Below are 24,165 nucleotides of genomic sequence, written 5' to 3'. Positions count from 1 at the left end.
TTCCTGTCCCACTCGCAGACACGGAATTTCCCCGTTTTTACACCCGGTGCGAATATAACCTTGCGCTAATCCGCTGATTCTGCTGGCCCCTCTGATTGACTGATAGGGGGCGGTGAGGTCAATCGTTCGTCTTGACAAGCGAATCGCTCCTTTCTGCTGCCAATCGATTGATGATTTCAAAAATTTTCTGTTTCTCCGTGTCTGACAGTTCGTAGCGGAGCCGACGCGAAAAGTTTCCGTCATTTAAGCCGATTTCCGCTGCAATCTGGTACAGCTTTACCCCGGCGGCTTTTGCAGCTTGCCGAATATCCGTGTTGTGCATGGACTTCCCCTCCCTCCGGGTAAATTTTGTTGTTGACAGCCCCCCAAAAGAATGATATCCTAAATACGGGGCAAAACAACAACATAACCCTATATTTGAATTATAGAGGCGGACGGCAGGAAAGTCAAAGCATAATCTAAATGTGGCCCTGTATATAGTAAAAAATAAAAATAAACCCTATATATAGGGTTGAAAGAGGCGCGACATGGAGAACAGGTTCAAAAGAGCACGGACTATACACAACCGACACGGCGCACAATCGACGCAGGAAGTAGCGAAAGAGACAGGGGTCACAAAATCTTTGATAGAGGATATTGAATCCACGGTAGGAAAGCCTCGTAATGTGGGATATTTGACAGTCAAGAAGTTGGCCCAACATTACGGCGTTTCAGCTGATTATCTTTTAGGAATTTCTGATACTCCATCCACCAAAGAGGACATACAGACGGCTTGTAAGACAACAGGACTTTCCACATCAGTTATAGAATGGTTAAAGACAATTACAGGCGATCCCGCGAAAATAGATGCTCTTAATTCAATTTTGGATAATAAAACCTTTCAAGCGATACTCCCCTATATAGATGAATTAAAGGACGTACAGATAGCGGCAGAGATGAATAGGCTGGGCCCCGCGAATGAACAGGTAAAATTTGTGCAGGTGAAAGAGATTAGCGACGGCCAGTATTTAGTAGGTGGCTATGAATATCTGTCTGTGCTGGAGTACAGAATTGCGGAGCTTTTGAAAATAGTAATAGATGAAGTAACGCGCCCGTGTTTAGAGGAATTGGAGGGAGAATGATGGCATCTATAAAACAAATGGAGACAAAGGACGGGCGGCGGTTTTTTCAAATTTGCGTCTCCCGTGGATATGGCAAGGCCCCGTATAAAACGCGCTGGTACTGGCCGGACGGCTGGAGCAAGCGGACAGCGGAGCGGGAGGCCGCAAAACAGGCCGCCGCCTTTGAGCTGGCCTGTAAGAATGGGGAAGTCCTGAACCGCGCCCAGGAGCGGGAGAAAGCCGCCCGGGAGGCCGCAGAGGCGGCAAAGCTGAAAACAGTCCGGCAATATGCGGACGGGGTGTTTATGCCCACCAAAGAGGCCACATTCTCCGAAAATGCCAGGTCAAGCTATCGGATGTTCCTGGACAAGCATATCCTCCCGGTGCTGGGGGATGTGCTGCTGGTGGAGGTCTCCCCGGCCATGATCTCAAAGCTGCTGATAGATTTCCAGCGGGCCGGATATGCCCATGCTACAACAGTGAAACTGTATAACATCCTAAACGGCATTTTTGAAATGGCCTTTCTTGATGACAGTATTCCCATGAACCCCATGCTGAAGGTGAAACGGCCAGCGCCCAGGAAGGACGAACAGCCCAAAGAGGAAAGCGACAAGGCATATACTGTGCAGGAGTTATCCTATATCCTTTCCTGTGCCGCCCAGGAGCCGCTGCAATGGCAGACATATATTTCCCTGGCTGCTGATACCGGCCTCCGCCGTGGGGAGTGCTGCGGCCTCCAGTGGTCTGATATTGACTTCAAGGCCGGGGCGGTGACGGTGCGGCGCAATCTGCAATACACGGCTGCGGCGGGCGTGTATGCCACAAGCCCAAAGAATGGCAAGGTGCGGGTGGTGGATGTGGGGCCGGACACGCTGGCCCTGCTGAAACAGCTCCGGGAGAAACAGGCGCAATCCTGCATTTCAAAGTGGTGCTTTACCCAGGAGGGAACAGCGGAGCCGATGCACCCCCAAAGCCCCACCAGGTATTTTCAGAAGTTCGGACAACGGTACGGTGTCAAGGATTTCCACCCCCACAAGCTCCGGCACAGCTCCGCCTCTATAGCGATCACCAGCGGGGCGGATGTGGTCAGCGTGTCGGAGCGGCTGGGCCATAGCGACACGGCGGTTACATTGCGGATGTACGCACACGCCAACGAGGAAAGCATACGGCGGGCCGGTCAGACAGTCCGGGACGCATTGAAAGCCCAGCAAGGGTAAAAAAAGAGCGGCGCAGGGATTTACTCCCCGCGCCGTTTCTATGGTCTGCAAAAGGATTGAGCAAAGGATTGAGCTACAGGCTAAAAGGATTGAGGTGAGGCTAAAGTAAGCTACGACAAACTGCAACAGGGTAAAACCTTAAAAGCCTTGCGCCACAAAGCTTTCTGGAAATAAAGTAAAACAAATTACAGCAAGCTATAACAAGGCTGGTTATAATTGGTAAGGATGAGGTCGCCAGTTCAAATCTGGCTAGCAGCTCCAAAAACCCTTGAAAGCTTCGGCTTTCAAGGGTTTTTTGTTGTGAAAATTTAAGCGCACTGGACAGGAAGCATTTCCTTTCCAGTGCGCTTTTTTTGATCCGCCGCGTGGGCTTACATTGCAGTATGAATCTGGAAGGTGATGCCCCTCTGCCGGAGCATGGACTCCACGCGGCAGGAGGTGCAGCCACCTTCCGCCCAGTCTGCCAGGGCCTCCGGCAGGGTGCGGTTTGGATTCAGGGACTTTTGAAGCCGCTCTCCCTGGGACGCCTCCAATCCATAGTGATACTCCTTCTCAGCCTCCACGTCGATGCTGTAGCGCTCCACTGTGCCGCGCTGGTCATAGAACACAGAGAGGAAGAAAGGGTGCTCCAGGGAGAGGGGAAGGCGCTTGTGGAACTGGCTACGAGACGCATCGTACCGGTCGTCCTCCAGGATGGCCTGGGCCATGCGGTACTTGAGAACCCGCCGTCTGTCCCGGGCGGTGACCACGTTCAGACGAGCGGTGTCGCTGTTGTGGGTCAGGTCCGCCAGCTTCACCCGGCGGGCGATGGGATTGCTGCGTAGCCGGACCACATACTCCAGATAGGGAGTGTATTCGTCATGGGTCAGAAGCCCCAGGGCCTCCAGTACCGCCTCCGGGAACCCCTCATCCCGCAGGTCGCAGATGGTATAGTGGGAGTCCTCCACCACGTCGTGGAGCAGAGCTGTGCACACCTCCTCCTCCGTTTCCAGCTGCTCGGCCAGATGGAGGGGGTGGATCACATAGGGCAGTCCGCTTTTATCCGTCTGGCTGTTGTGGGCCGCAAAGCAGATCAGCAGGGCCTTTTTCGTCAGAGGTGTATATATCAGCCCTACGGGGCGCAGAGGCGCCATGGGGGCGCTTTCCAGGGGACTGGTGATGCTGTTGGAGTCGTGGTTTATGCTCATGTAGCAGCCCTTCTTTTTTTACTTGAATTTTGTGTAACCACTGTAACAGTTTTGCAGGTCGCGGGTATATATAGGCAGAACAGGCAAAGCAATACACAAATACAATTTATAAGGAGGACACAGAGATGGAGATGCAGAAGAATTTTTCCGAGCAGGACGTGAAGGACCTGGAACTGTTTGCTGACAAGCTGGAGCAGGCGGAGGACGAGGCTGCTGTAAACAGCATCCTGAAGGAGTACGGCTATGATACCGGTGCCAAGTCCGGCGATGAGCTGGGAGAGGCCGATCTGGAGAATGTCACCGGAGGTGTGACCGAGTTTTCCGCGCTGAAGTGGCTGCTGAAAAATACTGACTGGGGCAAGCTGACCTGGAAAGGCACCAAGATGGCTGCCAGATGCCTGTACGACGCCGTCAGATATGGCGATCCGTACCGGACTTACAGTGAGAAGGAAGTCCAAAAGGTCAGCAAAGACCTGGATGAGGCCATTCCCAATTGGATCAAGAAGTTCAGCTGATCCGGAACGCCGGTCTCTGTTGGGGCGGGGCTGTTTGCCCCGCCCCTTCTGCTGCGGTCTGGTTTGGACGGCGCAGGTGGTTAAATGGAGGTGTTGTAAGATACAACACCTCCATTTTGTGTCTGTCTGGGATCACCACCACGCAGTATACTCGCAGAATGTGCGGTCCGGCGATCCTTTTTTCTCCAGGAAGAAGGGATCATCTTCGATGAGAGACTGCAGCTCTTCCAGATATTCCTCCATACGGCCGCCGGTAAAGATCCCGCCGCCTGTGACATAGCCGGGCAGGATGCTGCCGGTGCCGTAGGTTTTGCTGAACCAGATGCGCGCCCGCTCTTTCAGCACGTCATTTTCGTCGATAAAATAGAGATACAGGCCGTCGGCGGGGGAGTGCTCCAAATCAGACTGCTCATATAAGGCCTTGGTCAGCGCTACTACCTGGGAGGCGAAGTTCTTGCCTGTGTTCATGTGCAGATAGACCCGGATGTTCATTCCGTCGCTGACCACTTCCATCTGCTCGTACTGAGCTGCGGCATCACAGTTCTCAATGTTGTCCCGCACCTGCTTGGTCAGGTCGCCGTACTGCATGAAGAAGTTGGCATCGTCAAAGGCAACGCCGTTCTCGTCCTCGTTGCACTGGTACTGGGCCGTACTTGCCCCGGAGGGCAGATTGACGTCCTGGGAAATGGCAGTCAGCAGCTGCACCAGCCAGCGTTGCTCCTCTCCGATGGGCTGATTGTCCCAGAAGCAGCCCTGATCCAGGGTCACCACCGTGCCGTCGGCCCCATCCTCCAGGTCGCAGGCAAGCCAGGGAATATTGTTGACCTTGAGATAGATCTTGTCATATCCGGCGTCCTGAGCCAGCTGGAGGAAGTTTGCCAGGTCCTCCTCACTGCTGCCTGCCGTGGCCTCCAGGGCGTAGGTGCCGTCCGGGCGGCTGATCCAGTCCAGCTGCCGGACATATAGATTGTTTAAGCCGGCGCTGAGATAAAAGGTAACCTGCCTGAATTCCAGCAGCTGAAGCAGCGGGATACTCATATGTTCAGCGCCGGTTTTTACCACCATCTGATAGGTATCCCCGGAGCAGATGGTACCAAATGCGTATTCCTCACCCAGAAGGTCCAGGCGGCGCTTCATGGCGGCGCAGGCGTCGGCCCACCGGCCTTCCCCGGGGAGGGCATCGCTGTCCACCCAGGGATAGAGCAGGGTGACGGTCTGGCCGGTCACCTGGTCGGGAGAGCGCTGGAAGGTTTCGGCCTGTTCGCCGGTGTCCGGAGTCTCCCACGCTGCCTCGTAGTTTACATCCAGCTGGTAGTAGAAGGGGTTTGGCAGGGGCTCCTGGGACAGGTTGTGCTGAAGCAGCCGGGCAAATGCCGCGCCGTCCGTATTGGTGATGTAGAAGGTCCGTCCGTCCCCCGCTGAATAGAGATAGGTGTACCAGAGATTGGAGGAACTCTCAATATCCTGGGCCAGGACCATATTGGTGCCCCATTGGGCCATTTTATCCCGGTTTTTCTGGACAAATTCCTCGGTGAATACCAGCTTCTCCAGGCCGCCCTTCTCCAGGGCCTCCGCCAGATCGGGCGGGCTGCAATCCTCCGGCGCCTGGGTCTCAATGGTGATGGATTCCACATCGGAGGGGGTCACCCGGATGGAATCACTGCGGTCTGTTTGGAATTCCTGGAAGTTGATCAGACTGAATTCTATGGGCCGGCTGATGTAGCACTGCATGGTCTTTTCCAGCCCCAGCGGCTCGATCACCGAGCGGGGCAGGAACAGCTTGATCTGATCGTCCTCCACCGCAAAATCGTAGGGCTGGCCGTCGCAGAGGAGATCGATCCGCGCCTCTACCGTATCCGCCGCCTGAGCAAAATCGTGGACGGGCATCTCCTCGTGGGCGGTCAAAATGATCCGCATATAGTTGCCCGAATCGATATCCGCCTGGCTGACGCCGCCATTGCGTCCGGTTCCCTGGGGGCTGAACCGGCTGGCCCCCCAGATACCAGTGGCCAGCACCGCCACGGCCAGCACCGCGGCCAGCGGCCGCAGCCATTTTTTTCGGGCTTTTTGTTCCGGGACCGGCTGAGGTTCCGGCGGGGTGTGGTGGGGGTCGGGCTCTGCGCGGCGGGGAATGGGACGGGTCACATCGTCGTCGTCATCCAGCTCCAGCGCATGATTTTCCCCTGCGGGCCGGAAGAGCATCTCCTTCATCTCGCCGATGGTCTGGAACCGGTCCTCCGCCCGGACGGCCATTCCCTTTTTCAGTACCGCCTCCTGCAGGGCGCTGATCTCCACCCCCAGCTCGGAGGGCCACTTCAATTCATCCAGCCGGGTCCGTTCCAGGGCGTCGTCCGGCTTCAGACCGGTGATACAGCAGTAGATGGTGGCGCACAGCGCGTAGACGTCGGTCCACGGCCCCTGATGGCCTTTGCTGCGGTACTGCTCCTCCGGGGCAAAGCCCGTCTTGAGGATCACCGACACGCTGGTGTTGCCGCTGAGGTCCAGCTGTCTGGCGGCGCCGAAGTCCATCAGTTTGACGGTGCCGCTCTTCAGCAGCATGATGTTGTCCGGGCTGATATCCCGGTGAATGATGCCCACCTGGTGGATCTTTTCCAGAGCGTCCATGACGGGCCGCATCCGTTCAAAGATATCGTCGACAGAAAAGCGGGTCAGTCTCAGGATGGAGCGCAGGTCATGTCCGTCCAGGTACTCCATGACGATATAGGCGGTGTTGTTGGCTTCAAAAAAGTCCCGGACCGTAACCACGCCCGGGTCATCTGCAAACTGCGCCAATGCCCGGGCCTCGCTGAGAAATTTTCGTTTTCCTTCCTCGATGGAATCCACCTGTCGTTGATCAGAGATGGTGATCTCAGGGGAAAAAGCCACGTTTCGGCTGGCGACCCCACTGGGGTAATATTCCTTGATGGCTACCCGGGTATCCAACAGCAGATCCCGGCCAATGTAGGTAATGCCGAATCCACCCTGACCCAGCGAACGCCCCACCAGATATCTGCCGTTCAGTTTGCTGCCGGGGCGAAGGTGGTGGAGCAGCTCCGTATCCCCGCCCTGATATCCGCAGTGGGGACACACATCCGCTCCGCCGGTGGGCAGCATACAGTGTAAGCAGTAATCTGTCATATCCTGTATTCTCCTTCTCTTAACACGGTTGCTCCCGCGCTCACCGGATGAGCATGGCGATGGCGGAATGGTTGTCTCCGGTGTGGGCGCCCCGGACGGCAAGGCGGGCGCGCATGGCCTCCAGCCATTGCAGGGCGGTGGAGGCGCCGGAGAGGTCGTATGCCATCTCCGACTCCTGGATCTTCTCCCAGAAACCGTCGCTGCACAGAAGCAGCCCGTCCCCCGGAGCCAGCTCCAGATGGGCAATATCCACCGTCACATCATCCTGTGCGCCCAGGGCGCGGGTGAGCCGGTGGCGGTCCTTGCAGGTGCGCAGCTCGGCCGGGGTGATGTCGCCGGCCCACAGGGCCAGCTGGGCGGTGCTGTGGTCCCGGGACTGATACAGGATACTGCCTTCCCGGAACTGATAGATCCGGGTATCGCCCACATTGGCGGCCAAAGCGGCCCGGCCGTCAAACCACACGGCGGCCAGGGTGCTTTTCATGCCGGAGGCCTGGCGCTGCTCCCAAATGAGGGTGTTGGCCTGCTCCACAGCCCCCCTGAGGGCGACCACCGAGACGGGCTTGCCCATGATGCCGCCCCCCACTGTCTGGACGGCCAGCTGGGCCGCGGCCTTGCCGCCCTTATGCCCGCCCAGACCATCTGCGATCAGGGCTGCCATGGTGTCGCCGCTCTCCAGCAGCGCAACGGCGTCTTCATTTTCCTTCCGGCCGCCGATATCCGAATAATAGGATGCGCTGACGTTCATGGGGAGGCCTCCTTACTCTATGACGTCCACAATAAAGGTTTCCGTACCCAGCTCCAGCACATCCCCGCTCTTGATTTGGAACTGCTCCTCCTCATCCAACTCCCGGTCGTTGACATAGACCTTGTTGGTGGAATGATTGTCCATCACGGTACAGATCCCATTTTTCAGATGAAACACCGCATGGATGCGGCTGATGCTCTCATTGTCCGGAATGGCGTAGCTGCAGGTGAGCTTTCTTCCCACGGTAAACTCGTCCTTGGAGATCTGGATGGCCTCTCCCGTAGACCGCCGTTTCAGGTAATATTTTTTGATACTGGCCTTGGGGATGTGGATGGTCTTGCCCTCCTCCAGGCAGGGCTTCATCGCGGGCAGCTGCAGCAGGGCAAGACAGCAGGCGCCGTCGGTGTGGCAGACGGCGCAGTCCACCGCCGCCACCTGCTCCAGCTCCAGCTGCGCCTTCATGACGGGGGAAAGCTCCACCGGGTCAAGGAGTACCGCCGCCACCGGTTTGCCGCCCAGAATGCTGCGGTTGAAGCGGCTGCGAAAGCTGTGGTCCTCCACCGACTGCCGGGATAAGAAGGCCAGTATGACCTCGGCGTTTTCGGTGACAGGGGCGTTTCCAGCGGCGGACGGCTGGCCCCAACAGAGCCTGCAGTCATTCTTTTGCAGGATCTCCAGCAGGGGGGACACCCGCTCCCAGTCGGCCGGGCAGCAGAGCGCGTAAACAAAGGGAAGGTTCTCTGTATAATCCTCTTGCATCAACATCCACGTTCACCTCAGCTCTCAATCTCAAACAGTTCGTCAAACCCGATCTCTGCAAAGGTGGCGTGGACCGCAGGGCTCATGGCGCGCAGCTTCAGCATGGAGCCGGGACGTTGGTCCAGCAGACGCTGGACGGTGAGCAGGGCCTTCAGGCCACCGCTGGAAATGACTTGTAAGCCGGAAAAGTCCACGGCGATCCTGCTGCGGACGCAGGCCGCAGCCATCAGCTCATCCTCAAAGGCGGGCGCCACGACCGAGGAGAGTGTGCCCGACAAACTTAGGGTTACGGTATCTCCTGATAGGGTTTCTGTGATGGAAAACAGCAGTTTCCCATCGTCCTCCTCCCAGCGCACGCAGTCCTGCTCTATGTGCCTGTTCATGTTACCAGCTCCTTCCCGCCGGCTGCCGTGATTGCCTTTCGTGCCGCAGACTGCGGCCCTTCAGCGCTGGCGCTCAATCATTTTTGTTGTTGATTCGCTTGATAAAATCTTTGTATGGGTTGGAACTGCCTGCGGCTGTGACCAGTTCCAGCTCGTCCTCTCCCAGTTCATCGGAGCATCCGTCAAAACACTGGAGATCGGACACCCGCTTCAGCCGCAGGTCCATGTCTTTCAGCTCCTCCGGGATCTCCTCCGGCATATGGTTGATGTTTTTGATTTGATCTGGCTCCATCAGATTACCTCCCCCGGGTATATGTTCTGGTTGGGCCGGTCCGGCACGGATCGCTCTGCGGCCAATCAACTGCTATGGTTGTTCTACATTGATATACACGCCAAAACCGGATCTGTTACAAGAGATGCGGATCCTTACAGGATCTGACGGCTGGCCAGCTCATGGAAGAGCCCGCCCTGGGCCATCAGCTGTTCGTAATTTCCCTCTTCCACAATATCTCCATGGTCCATCACCAGGATGCGGTCACAGCTCTGTATGGTGCTGAGCCGGTGGGCGATGACCACCCGGGTGCTGCCCATTTCCTCCAGCGCTTTGCACACCTGGGCCTGTGTCAGGTTATCCAGTGCGCTGGTGGCCTCGTCAAAGAAGAGAATGTTGGGTCTGTTGATGATGGCCCTGGCAATGAGAATGCGCTGCTTCTGGCCGCCGGAGATGGTGTTGCAGTGTTCGCTGACCATGGTCTCCAGCCCCATGGGCATCTCCTGGATATCTCTGGCCAGGCCTACCGCCTCCACCACCTGCTCCACCCGGGTTCGTCCGGCGTTGGGGGCGGTGAGGGTGATGTTCTCAAAGATGCTCCCTGAGATGAGCTCGCCGTCCTGCAGCACCACGCCGAAGTGTTTTCTCAGCTCCTGCAGGTCCAGCTCGTCCATATCCTGGTCGTCATAGTAGATCCGGCCTGAGGTGGCCTTCTCAAATCCCAGCAGAAGCTTGAGCAGGGTGGATTTTCCGCAGCCGGAAGCGCCCACGATCCCCACATATTCGCCGGGCCGGATGTGAAGGGAGAGGTCCCGAAACACAGGCGGGGTTTCCGGGTCGTAGGAGAAGGCCACGTGATCCAGGTCGATGCTGCCGGTGAGCTGGCCGGGCAGACGCTTGTGGCCGCCCCCTTCGGGGACCGTCTCCAGAATGGCCTTCACCCGCCGGTAGGTGGGTTTCAGCAGCTGATAGGAGATCAGCGCGCTGAACAGGCTGCTGATGGCGCCGGAGACCATGCCGAAGGCCGAGTTAAAACCGACGAAGCTGCCCATGGTGATGGAAGCGGACTGGGCCGCGATCCAATAGATCAATACCAGAAAGATCCCGCTGCTGGCGGAGGAGAGCAGGGCGCTGAGGTTGGACAGCCGGCCCAGCCGTGTTTCCAGCCGGCGCTGCTCCATAAAAGCGCGCATATATTCAAAAATAGTCCGCTCCTCCACGCCGGCGGTTCTGATCTTCTCGATCCCCAGCAAAAACTGGAACAGGAGAGAGCTGCTCTTTCCGTCCATCTCCATGACCTGGGCCTGATAGACCATACGGCGGCGCGCCAGAAGATAGCTGATCAAGGAGAACAGCAGCGTGACCGACAGGGACACCAGAGAGAGCTGGGGAGAATAGGTGAACATCCGTATGCCGTAGAACAGGGCGGAGATCAGGCTGAGCCCCAGCCCCAGCAGCATTCCGGACACAGAGCTGACCAGGCTGCCCAGTTCCATGACCCGCTGGGCCAGATCGGCGCTCTCGTAGTTGCGGAAGAAGTTTTCCGGCAATTCAAAGATCCGGTGGTAGACCGCGTTTTGCACATCGTACTGGATCCGGCTGTCCAAACGGAAGGTGGCCAGACTTTTTACCACGGAAAAGAGCAGATTGCCCACCATAAACGCGCCTACCAGACAGCAAATCTGAAACACCATTCCCATCTGTCCGGAGGGAATGAAGCGGTCGTAGAGCATCTGATTCAAGGTGGGGATCAGCAGTCCGATGAGCGCGGACAGGATGGTCAGCCCGATGATGACCGCCAGATCGGCCCGGGACAGGCAGGACCAGCAGTAGGCCGCCAGATCCTTCGCCGTCATTCCCTGAAGAGGGAAGGGGCGGTAGATGACATGGGCCTGGGGATCGCACTGCTCCGCCAGCGCTCTGGTCAGAGGGACCGCCTTTTCCCCGCTGCGGCAGAGCAGATACTTGCCCCGCCCTCTGGGAATACAGGCGGCCGGTTCCCTTTCCCGGCCAAATTGTACCATAATGGGCCCGGCGTCCGCCTTATGCCAGTTTTCCTCCAGCAGAATCTTCCGGCAGGGTATGTGAGAAATGCGGGCCACTTCCTCCACGGAGATCTCCTGCCGGCAGCAGGCTGTGATCTTTTCGTAGGGGGCGATGGGGATGCGCATACGGTGGCACAGCTCTGCCATGACCTGATAGACCGGGTGCTCCCCGTTTTCCCTGGGTATGTCCTTTTCCTTGGAAAAGAAGGAGGCGATCATCTCATCGGTGCGGGCCCGCACATCCTCTTTTTCCTTGTCCGTGCGGATCAGGTAGCCGTCCTCCTGCACCAGGTTCAGGCGGTAGCGGTCCACCAGCAGATTGCCGTAAGTCTCCTGGCCGGGGTTCTCGATCCCCGCTCTGCCCAGGAATTTTTTTTGCAGGGGTCCGGTGGAGAGCCCCTCCAGACGCTCCAGCTGGGCGTGCTCCTCCGCCGGTGTTACCAGAAAGCGCCACAGGCCGCCCTCGGCATCTGTGTGAGAAAAGGCGGGGAAAATGGTATTTTGCTCTGCGGTGCAGATCAGGGACCGGCGTCCCGGCTGTCCCTCTGTCCAGGGCACCACATAGATATGGACGCTGCCTGACAGCACCCGGTATGCGTCTGTGGGAGTTTCGGTGATGTAATATGCGCCGCCGGTCAACCCAATGAGATTGGCGGTTTCCGTCTGCATGATGCAGCCTCCTTTCAGTTCATTGACATGAACCGGCAGTAGAGTCCGTCCAGAGCCGCCAGCTGAGTATGGGAACCCCGCTCCACAATGCTGCCGCCATCCATCACCAGGATCTCATCGCTGTTGCGTACGGCGCTGAGCCGGTGGGCCACAATGATGCAGGTACACCCGCGGCGCTTGATGTTCTCAATGATCTGTTTTTCGGTGATGGGGTCCAGGGCGCTGGTGGCTTCATCCATGATGAGCACAGTGGGGTTGGTCGCCAGGGCACGGGCAATTTCCAGGCGCTGACGCTGTCCGCCGGAGAGGTTGCTTCCTCCCTCGGTGAGCCTGAACTCATATGCGCCCGGCTTTTGGGTAATCAATTCGTGGATGCAGGCGTCCTTTGCGGCGTTAATCATGTCCCGCTCCAGAACGGCGTGATTCCACATGGTCAGATTGTCCCGGATGGTACCGGAAAAGAGGGTAATATTCTGGCTTACGGTGGACACGCTGGCATGGAGCACGTCCGACGGGATCTCTTCCAGCGGGACTCCGTCCAGCAGGACCCTGCCTGCCCAGGGGCGATACAGCCCGCTGACGATTTTGGCAATGGTGGATTTTCCGCAGCCAGAGCCGCCCACCAGGGCCACCGAACAGCCGGGCTCCAGAGAAAAGGAAAAGCCGGTGACCAGGGGTTTGGCCAGATGGCTGTACCCAAAGGAGACCTCCTCCAGGGCCACCCGACCGGAGAGCTTGGCCTGAGAAAACTTCTGCACCGTGGTTTCCTGGAATTTCTCATCCACGGGATGGCGCAGGATGTCGTCTACCCGGGCGATATCGGCTTTCAGCGTCTGAATCTGCTGAATAAAGGCCACCAGCGTCTCCACAGGTGCTGAGAAGGAGGCAAACAGGGAGGTAAACGCCGACAGCATACCCAGGGTCATGTGGCCCTGGATGACAAAGACAGCGCCCACCAGCAAAAGCAGAATATCGATCAGGTTGTCCACCATTCCGGGCAGCGCCCCTGTCACGGACTGGGTCTGGCTGATGGCCTGCTCTGTGGAGGCCGCCTTGGCCTGGTAGCCCAGGACACGGGAGCTGTAGGCGCTCTCCGCGCCCGACGCTTTCAGAGTAGAGGTAACGCTGAGACCGGCGCACACCACGCCGGTCAGTTTGCCGCTGTCCTGCTGCAGCTTCTGCACCCGGTTGGAGATCCGGCTGGCGGTGATTCTGGCGATCACAACATTGAACAGAATCCCCACCAGTCCGATGGCGGTCATCAGGGGGTTGTAGAAAAGCAGCAGCACCAGATAAAAGGCAGCCACGAAAATGTCCAGAAAAATGTTTGCCAGATCGCCGGCGATGAAGTTGTTGACGTTGTCGTTATTTCCCACCCGGCCCAGGAGGTCGCCGGGGGAGCGCTGGGCAAAGAAGCCCACCGGGAGGCGGAACAGGTGCTCCAGCAATTCCCGGGAGGACAACAGCGTCAGTTTGTTCTGCATCTTCAACAGGAGTTTGGCGCTGTACGCCTCCAACAGAAGCCGGAACAGGAGGGTCAGGATGAGAAAACCGATGAACTGGTAAAACCAGGGGACGGCGCCCGCCCCCAGGACCCGGTCCAGAAACACCTGGGAAAAGACAGGGAGGATGAGGCCGGGGAGGATCATCAGCAGCCCCAGACACAGCATCTGGGCCAGGGCGCCCTTCTGCCCCCGGATGCGCTGTTTGATCAGAGGAAACAGGGTGTTTTCCCGTTTGGCCTTTTCAAACTGGGGGGTGGGGTGGAAGGTGAGCACCACGCCGGTAAACCCCTCGTCCAGGTCCTCCATGGTCAGCTTGCGCCGGCCCAGGGCCGGGTCGTTGAGGTAGACAAAGGACCCCTTAAAGCCCTCCAGCACCACAAAATGGTTGAAGTTCCAGTGAATCAGACAGGGCATCTCCAGCTGCTTCAAAGCCTCCGGCTCCTTGCGGTAGCCGTGGCATTCCAGCCCGAATTTGCGGGCGGCGTACATGATGTTGCGGGCGTTGCAGCCGTCCCGTGATACGCCCGTCTCCACCCGCATCTGCTCCAGCGGCACATATTTGCCCCAATAGGCACAGATCATGGCCAGAGAGGCGGCGCCGCACTCCGTTCCTTCCATTTGAAAGATGGTGGGGGTTTTGCAGTATAATCTGCTCATGAGGCCTCCCCTCCAAACATGGGAAAGACCCAGGCGATGGGGGCGCTTTGTCCCAGCGTGATCTGCACCGAGGCGGAGGAGCCTCCGTACAGGACCTGCTCAGCCCCGGCGGCGCCGGAGAAATAATATCCGCTGGCGGTGGTGCTGTCCTCCCGAAGGGTACAGGTCACCGCCACCACAGGCCCAGCGCTCATCAGCATTTCGATGGTCTGGGCGTCGTTTCCCACCACGGCGGCCATGGACTCGGCGGTGGTGTGGACCCGGTCCACACAGGCCACCTGGCCTTCCATCCAGCCGCAGGCATCCCCCACGCCGTCCAGATAGATCACCGCCTCCATGCCGGGTTCCAGCTGAAGGGCGGTTTCCTGACTCACATAGCAGACCACCGACAGCCCGCTGTCATTGTCTGGAGAGATACGGAATAACGCCTGATTAGGCACGACAGGCTCCCCCGGCGCCACCAGATCCTCCCGGATGACGCCGGACTGGTCCGCCGGTACCACAACGGTCTGGCCGGTGGAAGTCAGGATCTCCGCCACCGGCGTTCCCGCCTCTACACAGTCGCCGCTGTGCACCAGCAGGGAGGATACCTCTCCGGCCGCTGTATTGTACAGGGAGTTGGCGCCATAGTCATAGGTCAAAAAGCCGTATGTATCCACCGTTGTGGGGATGCGCCCCACAAAAGACCAGATGACCACGCTGGACGCAAGGACGGCCGCCGCGGCAATGCCCAGCCAGGACATGGGGCTTGTGAGCTTGAGCATACCATCCAGCCGGTCGGGGGAGCTGAGCCGCTCCAACGCGGTTTTGCGAAATACGCTTGTCATGGGATCATGCACCTCACAGTCCTTGGGCTTCAAAGTATTTCCGGATCTTTTCCAGGGCCCGCTTGAGGGTCACCCGGACATTGACGTCCGTCATCTTCAGGATACCGGCAATCTCCCCCGAGGTCTTTTTATGGAAATACCGCTCTGCAATAATGGTGCGTTCACGCTCAGACAGAATGTTCATGGCAGAGGACAGGGCCCGCCGCTCTTCTTCCAGCAGGATGGCCTGGGCCACAGAGGTGTCCCCGGGCAGTTCCGGGATGTTCTCATCGTCCAGGGACAGGAACTTCTTCTTGTCCCGGTAGTAGTTTTTCAGGCGGTTTTTCATGATGACATAAACCCAGGTCCCCACAGAGGCCTTTTGGGGGTCAAAGCTGTCAAAATGCCGGTAGCAAGCCACAAAGACCTCCTGGGTCAGATCTTCTGCGTCCTGGCGGGATTGCGTATGCTGTTTCATATAGCGGAATACTTTGAGATAATATTCGCGATATACCTGTTCAAAGCTCACCCGGTCCACGCTCCCAGTTTCTTCAAATGATCGCTCTATGCAAAAGCTGGATATTTTGTATATTATTATAGCATTGCCCTTTTTCCATTGCAATGCAGAAACCCACCGATAAGGAAAGGGCCTGCTGTCTGCGATACGCAGACAGCAGGCCCTTGTTCGTCCAGATGGCAATCAGTCGGTTTGGCTGTGTGTCTATCAATATGGGTTATCCTTCCGGATCAAGGATGGCGTTGGACAAATCAATGGGATGGTCACACTGGTTGTCCACGTCGGTATCGTTGCCGGAGAACACGGTGCCCGCAAAGTCCAGGGTGATGTCGGTGGGCACGTTCTCCAACAGCACGGCGGTGCCGTTGTTCACAAACTGGTTGTCGTGGTAGCGGCTGTCCGAGGCGGACTGGCCGGTGGCGTTGAAGTGGAGGCCCACCTGGTTCTCCATGAAGGTACACTCGGTGGCGTTGATCCAGGCCTCCCCCTGGGACTGGAAGCCGGTCTTGTAGCCGGTAAAGGAGCAGCCAATGGCCCAGACCTTGGTGGGGGCGATGATGCCGGTATCGGCGCCGTCCCCCACGAAATCCATGTCGTAGAAGTAGTTGATCCAGTAGAAGCTGGCGCTGCCGTCCATGGTTATGGAACCCTTGAGGGTGGTGCGGTCCGCCCCCTGGTCGGTGCAGCCGTAGAACTCATAGGAGCGGCTCAGATTCAGATCTCCCTCATAGGTCACCGGGGGCAGATAGATGTACACCAGGTCGGAGGGGGCGATCTCCTGGGCGGTCTGATCCAGCAGGGCCTGGAGGTCCTCCACGGTGTCCATGGGGGTGTCCTCCCAGTGATACTCGTGGGTGATAATGGCGGTGACGTGGATGTTCTGGCGGACCCGGATCACGTCCCCGTTTTTCATCTGAACGGTCCAGACGATCTGGGACTCCCCGGAATTGCCCGTAAAGTCCAGGGAGCAGATCATGGCGGCGTCGGGGGAGTAGTCCTCGTCATGACGGGGCTCCCCGGCGGTGAGGGGATCGGCGGCATTCTCGTCGGGGACCACCTCCACGGTGACCTGCTCCACCAGAGGCTCAAACTCCGCCCAGGCGTCGGCGCCGGTGGCGGCGTCGTTGACGTACCACCGGGAGGGCCAGCGGTACTGCTCATCGGGGGAGCCCTGCTGGTAGATGTCGGGGGCGGGGGCGCAGCGGTCGTCGGGCCAGGCCACCAGCAGCTGGTAGGTCTTCTCCCCGCTCTCGTAGTACACCTCTCCCAGGGCGTCAAATTCCTGGGGCTCATAGGGGCGGTTGAAGTACCAGATTGCTCCGCCCACGGCGGCGGCGGCCGCCAGGATCAGCAGGCCCACCAGCAGCTTTTTCAGCAGGGGGTTGGCGGTTTTTGCCTGCTTACGGGGGTGGATATCCTTCGCGCAGTGGGGACAGAAGGCGGCGTTTTCCGGCAGGTCCGCGCCGCAGTGGGGGCATTTGTGTTCCATGGTGGGATTCTCCTTTACTCAAAGGTGGCCTGGGACAGATCCAGGGGTTGGTCGCAGAGGTTGAGGATGCTTTGGGCGTTGGCCCGGAAGATGGAGCCCTGGAAGTTGAGGGTTATGTCGGTGGGTACGTTGTCCAGCCGCACCGCCACATCGTTGCCAAAAAAGCGGTTGTCGTTGTACATGGAGTGGTTGGCGTAGTCTCCCGTGCTGTCGAAGTGGAAGCCGATGCCGTTGCTTTGGAAGGAGCAGCCGATGACGTTGACCCAGCTGGTGCCGTAGGCATAAACCCCGGTGTCCCAGCCGGTGAAGGTGCAGTTGGTGGCCCGGAAGGGAGCGGAGCCGGAGAGACCGGTGCCGCTGCCCCTCCCCACAAAATCGATGTCCTGGAGATAGGCAATCTCGCCGTCGGGGGCCACCACCTGAACAGGGCCGGTGAAGGTGGTGCGGCTTCCGCCTTCGTCAGCGGAGCCGTACAGGTTCAGGCTCCGGTCCCGGATGGTGATCCCACCCTCATAGGTCACCGGGGGCAGGTGGAGGTTGATCACCGCCACCGGGTCGTTCGCCTGGCCGCCGATGGTGTCGATGAGGGCCTGGAGCTCCTCAGCCGTGTCCATGGGGTGGTCCTCCGGGTGGTAGTCATATACCGGGATGGGAACCACCTCATAGGTCTGCCGGAGGTAAATGGTGTCTCCGTTTTTCATTTGGAAGGTCCATACCAACTCTGCCGTGCCGCTCTCCCCGGTGAAGTCGATGAGGGAGATGAGGGGGCACTCAGGCGCTCCCTCGTTGTAGGCGGGCTGGGAGCACAGGTAGGGGGAGGAGCTGTCCTCCTGACCGAGGAAGGCCGCGCTGACCTCCTCCACCTCCGCCAGGAAGGCGTCGGAGACGTCGTTGCCGGTGCTGTCGTTGATAAACAGCCGGGAGGGCACCCGGTACTGGCCCTCCGGCTCCCCCGGAATGGTCATCTCCGGCACGGGGGTGTAGCGGTCCGCGTGCTGGGTGAGCAGGAGCTGATAGTCCCCGTAGCGGACCTCCCCATAGCCGTCGTAGGTCTTGGGGGCGAAGGCCAGCCACAGCCCGAACCCCACGGCGGCCAGCACCGCCAGAGCCAGCAGTCCAAGCAGCAGTTTTTTCAGCAGGGGAGTGGCGGTTTTGGCCTGTTTTCGGGGATGAATGTCGGTGGCGCAGTGGGGGCAGAAGGAGGACTCCGCCGGCAAAGGTGCGCCGCAGTGGGGGCATTTGTGCGCCATGACTTATCCTCCGTTCCCCTGGTAATCCAGCATGGTGTAGCCCAGCAGGTTGTAGTCCCGGTCCAGCAGCAGGTAGCACCGCCACCGGCCCTCATTGGGCAGGAACTCCTCCAGCCGCTGGATCTCCCGGCACTGGCGCCCCGGCTCCGGGCCGTGGAGGGTGTGCCACAGGGCGTAGATCTGGGGGTCGTCCTCCCGCAGCACGGGGCCCTGGCCGGTGTTGTAACCGTTTAAGAACCACACCGCCCCGGAGGACTCGATCTCCTCCGGCGGGATGTAGGTGGAGAAATCCTCCTCCCAATTGCCCTCAAAGGCGGCCAGCTCCGCCTCGTAGAGGTGGGTGAAGTCGTAGTCGCAGTTCACCACGTCCATCTGCCACTTGCCGCCCCCCAGGTTGGTGGGGGAGCCGATGAAATAGCCCATCAGGTGGGTGTTGTCGTCAAAGATCATCAGAGCCACCCGATTATTGGAGTCGCTGCCGGCGTTGTACATCCCCCGTTCCCCCACGGCGTTCTGGGCGCCCCGGGAGGACACCAGAGTGGCCATCTGGAAGCTGTCCACCAGATAGTCGTCGATGTTGTCGCTGGTCTTGATGGTGGTGCGGAAGTCGATGCAGGTGAGGGTGGGGAAGAACTCCTCCAGATATTCGGGAGTGGCCGTCACCATGCCGTCCTCGTCCTCCTGAAAGACCACCGGTGTGGTCTCCCCGGCGGGGAGACCGGTGGGACGCTCATGGAGCAGCGCCCAGCCCACCAGGGCGGCCGCCGCCACGATGGCCAGAGCCAGCACCCATTTCAGACCCTTCCGCCACATATGGGTGGGGACGGGGGCCGCCTCCCGGGTGCGGATGCTCTGGGCGCAGTGGGGGCAGAAGGAGGCATTCTCCGGGAGAGATGCGCCGCAGTGGGGGCATTTGTGTTCCATAGGGATCATCCCTTTCATTCAAAGGTAGCGCCTCCGGTATCAATGGCATGGTTGTTGGGGTTGAGGATGGTCGCCACGTTGCTGTCAAACAGGCAGAACTTAAAGTCAATGGTCCTGAGGCCGGGCACCCGCAAAAGGTCCACCGCCACCGTGTTGTTCCGGAAGGTGTTGTTGGTAAAGTCAGTGTAATTGCAGTAAGTTCCGCCGCTGTCGAAGCGGAAGCCGATGTCGTTGTCGGTAAAGAGGCAGTTTTTTGGGTTGGCCCAGGCCTCCCCGCCCACCAGCAGGCCGATCTCCCAGCCGGTGAAGGAGCAGTCCAGCACCCGGTACTGGGCGGCCACGGTGAGGCCGGTGCCGGTGCCGTTCCCCACAAAGTTGATGTGTTCGATGTCGCACAGAGGGTCCTCCTCCGGCGCAAGCACCACCGGGCCTAAGAAGGTGGTGCGCCGGCCCTGCTCATCGGTGGAACCGGAGAGGTTGATCCCCCGCCGGTCAATGGTGAGGCCTCCCTCATACGTCACCGGGGGCAGGTGGATCCGCACCACCGTGGGCAGGGGGACCTCCGCCTGAATCTGGTCCACCAGGGCCTGGAGGTCCTCAATGGTGTCCATGGGGTAGTCCTCCGGGTAGTAGTGGGCGGTGTCCACCCTCTGGAAGTCGATCTTCTGGCGGAGGAAGATGGTGTCCCCGTTTTTCATGGTGATGGTCCACTCTACCTCCACCGGCCCCTGACTGCGGCCGGTAAAATCCAGGGTGGTCAGGGCCAGGCCGTCATAGGGGTCATTGGGGTCTATGGGCAGGGAGCAGACCACCGGGGAAGGGCTGTCCGGCGGCTGGATCACCCGGGTCTGGAACTGATCCATCTGGTTGAAAAAGGCCCGTCCCGCGTCCTGGCCGGAGTCCACATGGGTGACGAACAGCCGGGAGACCCGGTCGTAGACCCCGCCCTCCTCCACCTGCATGGTGTGGGCCGCCTCGGGAGTGGCGTCGGTTTGACAGGTGAGGAACAGGTAGTAGTCGTTGCCGTTCAGGCTGTAGGTCAGCTCCCCCCAGGCCTCATATACGTTGGGGGCAAGGGCGTCATACACCAGCCAGCCCGCCCAGCCAAAGACGGCCAGCACCAGCAGCAGGAGAGTCCGCTTCAAAGGCTTCAGCCACCGGCGGACGGGTGCGTCCACCTCATGTCGGGTGCGGAGGTTTTGAGCGCAGTGGGGGCAGAAGGAGGCTTCCGACGGGAGAGAAGCACCGCAGTGAGGGCAGCGTAAATTCATAGCACTCGCCTCCCTCAGTCAAAGGTGGCACGGGAGAGATAGGTGGGGTGGTCGGCGGGGTTGACGACGTCAGCGTTGTTGCCGGAGAAGGTGCAGCCGTTGAAGTAGAGGGTCTTGGCCCCGGGCACCCGGAGCAGCTCCACGGCGGTGCCGTTGCTCCGGAAGGTGTTGCCCTCCAGCATGGTGCCGTTGACGTAGTCCCCTACGCTGTCAAAGCGGAAGCCCACGCCGTTGTCCTCAAACCAGCACCCGGTGGGGTCGGCCCAGTCGTCTCCGCCCACCAGCAGGCCGGTGTCCCAGCCGGTGAAGAGGCAGTCCTGCACCCGGCCGTCGGCCTCCACGGTGAGGCCGGTGCCCGAGCCGCTGCCCCGGAAGTCGATGTTCTCGATGAAGCACTGGGGGCCCTGGTCCACGTCCACCGTCACCGGGCCCAGAAAGGCGGTGCGCATCTTCTTGTCATCCACGGTGCCGTACAGGTTGATGGGACGCCCGGTGATGGTGAGACCCCCTTCGTAGTGGACGGGGGGCAGATTGATCCGTACTACCGTGGGCAGGGGGACCTCCGCCTGGATTTGATCCACCAGGGCCTGGAGGTCCTCGATGGTGTCCATGTCGCAGTTGGCCGGGGTGTAGTCCACCACCTCCACCGGCTCGATCACCATCTTGTGCCGCAGAAGGATGGTGTCCCCGTTCTTCATGTTTAGGGTCCACCGGATCTCCGCCTCCCCACGGCTCTGACCGTCAAAATAGAGCGGCGAGAGGGCCATCCCCCCGGCGGCGGGATCGCCCTGATAGGTGGGCTGCTGCCAGGTGATGGGGGAGGGGTTGTCCTGGGGCTGGGTCACCTGGACCTGGATAGTCTCGACCTGCTGGCGGAAGACCTGCCCGGCGTCGGCGCCGGTGTCCACATGGGTCACAAAGAGCTTGGCGGCCCGGTCGTAGTTCCAATCCTCCACCGTTTGCACGGTGTATTCCGGCTCCGGGGCGGCGTCGTTGCGGAAGGTGGCCACCAGATGGTAGCTGGTGCCGTTCATGCTGTAGGTCAGCTCCTCCCGGGCGTCGTACACATCGGGTGTGACGGCGTCATAGAGCAAAAATGCCGCTGCTGCCAGAGCGGCCAGCACCAGCGGCAGAACGGCCTGCCTCACCGGTTTCAGCCACCGGCGGACGGGCGGCTCCGCCTCCCGGCGGTGGCGGAGGGTTTCCATGCAGTAGGGACAGAAGGAGGCCTCCTGGGGGAGGGGGGCGCCGCAGACAGGGCAGGGCCTGGTCCCGCCGGTCATGTCACAGGACCTCCATCAGCCGCAGCACATTGCGGTAGCGGTGCTGGGGGTTGACGTGGGTGCAGCGGTCCACAATGCGGCCCATTTTGCCCCCCGCCAGCTTTTTGGAGGGGTGCTGGCCGGTGAGCATCACGTTGATGAGTACCCCCAGGGAGTAGATATCGGTGCGGATGTCCGACTGGGACAGGCCGTACTGCTCCGGGGCGGCAAAGCCGGTGGTGCCCAGAATCTGGGTATCGTTGCTGTGCTCGGGTTTATGTAAACGGGCGGCGTCAAAGTCGATGAGTACCGCCTCATCCCCCCGGAGGATGATGTTCTCCGGCTTCACGTCCCGGTGGACGGCGCCGATGGAGTGGAGGACCCACAGGGCCTTGCACACCTGCCGGACGATCTTTCGGGTCTCCTCCGGTGAAAAGAGGGCCTCCTGCAGCAGGAAGCCCATGGTGTCGCCCTCCACAAATTCCTCCAGCGTCAGGACCTTGCTTCCCTCCACCGCCACTTCGTACACGGTGGGCAGGTTGGGACAGGTGTAGTCCAGCAGCTTTTGATAGACTTCCGGATTGCCGGTAAACCGGCGCAGTACCAGCCGTTTGCCGGTGGCCTTGTGTCGGATGAGTTTTACACTGCCCCGGGGACTTTCCTTTAAAATCCGGACCAGATCATACTCCTCCTGAAGCGCATTGGTAAGCCAGGTATAAATAGAAATCACCCCTGAAAAACCTTGTACACTATGCAGTGGGCATATTGTATCCAGGTACAAATTGTTGTAAATTTAGTATAAACGATTTCCATTTGAAAGTAAAGGGAGTGATAGGATTGGAAAATAAGACCACGGGCGATCTGAGCCATGATCTGATGAGCGAGGCCAACATTGACTCTTATCTCCACGACAATCAGCCCTTCTTTGCCAACCAGAGCATTGCGGAGCTGCTGGCGGAGTTATATGAGAAGAAGGACTTTTCCAAGGCGGCCCTGGCCCGGAGGGCGGGGATGAGCGAGGTCTATCTCCACCAGGTTTTTGCCGGCCGGCGCAATCCCTCCCGGGACCGGCTGCTCTGCCTGTGCGTGGGGCTGGAGACCACCCTGGAGGAGGCCCAGCGGCTGCTTAAGCAGGCCGGCTACGCCCCCCTCTATCCCCGGCTGAAGCGGGATGCCATCATCAGTTTCGGCATCGTCCATCACATGGAGCTGGGAGAGATCAACGACAAGCTGTTTTCGGAAAATGAAAAGACCCTGTATTGATGCGGTCCACCAAATGAGAGGAGCAGATCACATGAGATTCATTGGAAAAAAGATCTGCGCCGGGGCGCTGGCCCTGGCGCTGTCTGTGTCCCTGCTGCCCGGGGCGGCCCTGGCGGCGGAGAGCCTGGATAACTTTCAGAAGGTCAATACTTACACCGCCGGAACCTTTACCGACGTGGCAGCCGACAGCTGGTATGCCGGCAGCGTGAAGGACGCCTATGAGCTGGACCTGGTGAAGGGGAGCAGCGCCACCACCTTCTCTCCTACTCAGAACATCACCATCGGCTCCGCCCTGGCTTTGTCCTGCCGCCTGCACAGCATCTACCACACCGGCAAGGCCGACTTCCAGCAGGGGGAGCCCTGGTACCAGGTGTATGTGGACTACGCCATTTCAAACGATATCATCGCCAGTGACGAGTTTACCGATTATAACGCCAACGCCACCCGCCGCCAGTTTGCCGGCATCCTGGCCAAGTCTCTGCCCTCTGACGCGCTGAAGGTCATCAACCAGATTGAGCCGGGGGACATCCCCGATGTGGATATTGGCTCCTCCTATGGGGCGCTCATCTATTTCCTGTACGGGGCGGGCATCCTCACCGGCAGCGACAAGTACGGCACCTTCCAGCCGGAGACGCCCATTGACCGGGCGTCGGTAGCCACCATCGTTTCCCGTATGGCTCTGCCTGGCCAGCGCAAGCAGCTGACCCTGGAGGAGAAGGAGCCGGAGCCCACCCCCGGCACCCCGACGCTCACCCCCGGACAGCTGAGCAGCCTGAAGAATGACATCGACAAGGCTGGTGAGGCCATTGCCGGCGGACAGAGATCGGCCAAGATCGTGGAGGACTCTTCCATGCCCAATCTGGTGGGTCCCACATCCACCCTTTTGATCATGACCAATGGTGTGACGGCTGTGGGATTTTTGGATCTGGCCCGGGATGTGCTGAAGAATGTGGATGCCATTCCCATCTCCTATGACGGATACACCAGCCTCCAGGAGCTGATCAAAGTGACCCGAGATGACCTGTGGAATGAGTGCAGCGGGCACCAGAACAAGATCAACAAATATACCTGGAGTCTCTATTTTGATCAGGGCTGCGCGTCCATGGACAAAGCTGAGAGGCGGATCGCCGCCATACAGGAGATTATTGCCACCCTGGGATAACAAGCCCGCAAGTCAATGACAAGGAGG

22 protein-coding genes are annotated in these 24,165 nt (G+C 59.4%); 5 read left to right on the top strand and 17 right to left on the bottom strand.

Features of this window, described 5'->3' with window-relative positions:
- Nucleotides 1-118: 118 nt before the first annotated feature.
- Nucleotides 119-322, bottom strand: a complete 204-nt coding sequence (locus tag B5E56_RS12555; protein ID WP_087390694.1) for a hypothetical protein — start codon at nt 320-322, stop codon at nt 119-121.
- A gap of 205 nt (nt 323-527) precedes the next feature.
- On the opposite strand from B5E56_RS12555, the gene B5E56_RS12550 reads away from it, so the two are divergent.
- Both B5E56_RS12550 and B5E56_RS12545 read left to right on the top strand, forming a co-directional pair.
- On the top strand, nt 528-1,121 hold the full coding sequence (locus B5E56_RS12550) for a helix-turn-helix domain-containing protein (RefSeq protein ID WP_087390691.1): 594 nt from the start codon (nt 528-530) through the stop codon (nt 1,119-1,121).
- Entirely contained in the window at nt 1,121-2,317 is a 1,197-nt protein-coding gene (locus B5E56_RS12545) for a tyrosine-type recombinase/integrase (protein WP_158098725.1), read from the top strand. Before B5E56_RS12550 ends, B5E56_RS12545 begins: the two co-directional genes overlap by 1 nt.
- Before the next feature lie 371 nt (nt 2,318-2,688).
- Here B5E56_RS12545 and B5E56_RS14765 read toward each other — a convergent pair whose 3' ends face one another.
- Nucleotides 2,689-3,504, bottom strand: coding sequence for a hypothetical protein (locus tag B5E56_RS14765; RefSeq protein WP_206404986.1), 816 nt, complete (start codon nt 3,502-3,504; stop codon nt 2,689-2,691).
- A 125-nt stretch (nt 3,505-3,629) separates the two neighbouring features.
- On the opposite strand from B5E56_RS14765, the gene B5E56_RS12535 reads away from it, so the two are divergent.
- Nucleotides 3,630-4,019 carry a hypothetical protein gene (locus tag B5E56_RS12535; protein WP_087189109.1) on the top strand — a complete coding sequence of 130 codons (390 nt, stop codon included), beginning with the start codon at nt 3,630-3,632 and terminating at the stop codon, nt 4,017-4,019.
- A gap of 132 nt (nt 4,020-4,151) precedes the next feature.
- On the opposite strand, the gene B5E56_RS12530 is transcribed toward B5E56_RS12535, so the two are convergent.
- The 15 genes from B5E56_RS12530 to B5E56_RS12460 form a co-directional block, all read right to left on the bottom strand.
- On the bottom strand, nt 4,152-7,157 hold the full coding sequence (locus tag B5E56_RS12530; protein ID WP_087390685.1) for a serine/threonine protein kinase: 3,006 nt from the start codon (nt 7,155-7,157) through the stop codon (nt 4,152-4,154).
- A 40-nt stretch (nt 7,158-7,197) separates the two neighbouring features.
- Nucleotides 7,198-7,905 (bottom strand): PP2C family protein-serine/threonine phosphatase, encoded by a 708-nt coding sequence (locus tag B5E56_RS12525; protein WP_087390682.1) that lies wholly within the window; start codon nt 7,903-7,905, stop codon nt 7,198-7,200.
- Between the two features lie 12 nt (nt 7,906-7,917).
- On the bottom strand, nt 7,918-8,670 hold the full coding sequence (locus B5E56_RS12520; RefSeq protein ID WP_087390679.1) for an FHA domain-containing protein: 753 nt from the start codon (nt 8,668-8,670) through the stop codon (nt 7,918-7,920).
- 11 nt (nt 8,671-8,681) lie between these two features.
- A complete protein-coding gene (locus B5E56_RS12515; protein ID WP_087390676.1) occupies nt 8,682-9,047 on the bottom strand; it encodes an STAS domain-containing protein in 366 nt (121 codons plus the stop codon).
- A gap of 73 nt (nt 9,048-9,120) precedes the next feature.
- Nucleotides 9,121-9,339: a hypothetical protein gene (locus tag B5E56_RS12510; protein WP_087390670.1), complete on the bottom strand. Its 219-nt coding sequence runs from the start codon at nt 9,337-9,339 to the stop codon at nt 9,121-9,123.
- Between the two features lie 134 nt (nt 9,340-9,473).
- Nucleotides 9,474-12,032: an NHLP bacteriocin export ABC transporter permease/ATPase subunit gene (locus B5E56_RS12505; protein WP_087390667.1), complete on the bottom strand. Its 2,559-nt coding sequence runs from the start codon at nt 12,030-12,032 to the stop codon at nt 9,474-9,476.
- A gap of 14 nt (nt 12,033-12,046) precedes the next feature.
- Nucleotides 12,047-14,194, bottom strand: a complete 2,148-nt coding sequence (locus B5E56_RS12500; RefSeq protein ID WP_087390664.1) for an NHLP family bacteriocin export ABC transporter peptidase/permease/ATPase subunit — start codon at nt 14,192-14,194, stop codon at nt 12,047-12,049.
- Entirely contained in the window at nt 14,191-15,021 is an 831-nt protein-coding gene (locus B5E56_RS12495) for an HlyD family efflux transporter periplasmic adaptor subunit (protein WP_143383170.1), read from the bottom strand. Before B5E56_RS12495 ends, B5E56_RS12500 begins: the two co-directional genes overlap by 4 nt.
- 13 nt (nt 15,022-15,034) lie before the next feature.
- A complete protein-coding gene (locus B5E56_RS12490; protein WP_158098724.1) occupies nt 15,035-15,529 on the bottom strand; it encodes an RNA polymerase sigma factor in 495 nt (164 codons plus the stop codon).
- Nucleotides 15,530-15,734: 205 nt separating this feature from the next.
- Nucleotides 15,735-17,006 (bottom strand): zinc ribbon domain-containing protein, encoded by a 1,272-nt coding sequence (locus tag B5E56_RS12485; protein WP_087390656.1) that lies wholly within the window; start codon nt 17,004-17,006, stop codon nt 15,735-15,737.
- Between the two features lie 14 nt (nt 17,007-17,020).
- Complete coding sequence (locus tag B5E56_RS12480; protein WP_087390653.1) at nt 17,021-18,256, bottom strand: zinc-ribbon domain-containing protein; 1,236 nt, start codon at nt 18,254-18,256, stop codon at nt 17,021-17,023.
- A 3-nt stretch (nt 18,257-18,259) separates the two neighbouring features.
- The gene (locus B5E56_RS12475; RefSeq protein ID WP_158098723.1) at nt 18,260-19,180 is read right to left on the bottom strand and encodes a zinc ribbon domain-containing protein; all 921 of its coding nucleotides are present in this window, start codon (nt 19,178-19,180) and stop codon (nt 18,260-18,262) included.
- A gap of 14 nt (nt 19,181-19,194) precedes the next feature.
- Nucleotides 19,195-20,451 carry a zinc ribbon domain-containing protein gene (locus B5E56_RS12470; protein ID WP_087390647.1) on the bottom strand — a complete coding sequence of 419 codons (1,257 nt, stop codon included), beginning with the start codon at nt 20,449-20,451 and terminating at the stop codon, nt 19,195-19,197.
- Nucleotides 20,452-20,465: 14 nt separating this feature from the next.
- Nucleotides 20,466-21,734 carry a zinc ribbon domain-containing protein gene (locus tag B5E56_RS12465; protein WP_087390644.1) on the bottom strand — a complete coding sequence of 423 codons (1,269 nt, stop codon included), beginning with the start codon at nt 21,732-21,734 and terminating at the stop codon, nt 20,466-20,468.
- 1 nt (nt 21,735) lies between these two features.
- The gene (locus B5E56_RS12460) at nt 21,736-22,443 is read right to left on the bottom strand and encodes a serine/threonine protein kinase (protein WP_087390641.1); all 708 of its coding nucleotides are present in this window, start codon (nt 22,441-22,443) and stop codon (nt 21,736-21,738) included.
- A 98-nt stretch (nt 22,444-22,541) separates the two neighbouring features.
- Between B5E56_RS12460 and B5E56_RS12455 the strand changes: the two genes are divergently transcribed.
- Complete coding sequence (locus B5E56_RS12455; RefSeq protein WP_087271646.1) at nt 22,542-22,976, top strand: helix-turn-helix domain-containing protein; 435 nt, start codon at nt 22,542-22,544, stop codon at nt 22,974-22,976.
- A gap of 31 nt (nt 22,977-23,007) precedes the next feature.
- A complete protein-coding gene (locus B5E56_RS12450; RefSeq protein ID WP_158098722.1) occupies nt 23,008-24,138 on the top strand; it encodes an S-layer homology domain-containing protein in 1,131 nt (376 codons plus the stop codon).
- The last annotated feature ends 27 nt before the right edge of the window (nt 24,139-24,165 follow it).

Source organism: Flavonifractor sp. An112 (assembly GCF_002161085.1).
Lineage (GTDB): Bacteria > Bacillota > Clostridia > Oscillospirales > Oscillospiraceae > Flavonifractor > Flavonifractor avicola.
Note: the sequence above shows the minus strand (reverse complement) of the source record. Positions and strands in the feature narration are given on the sequence as shown.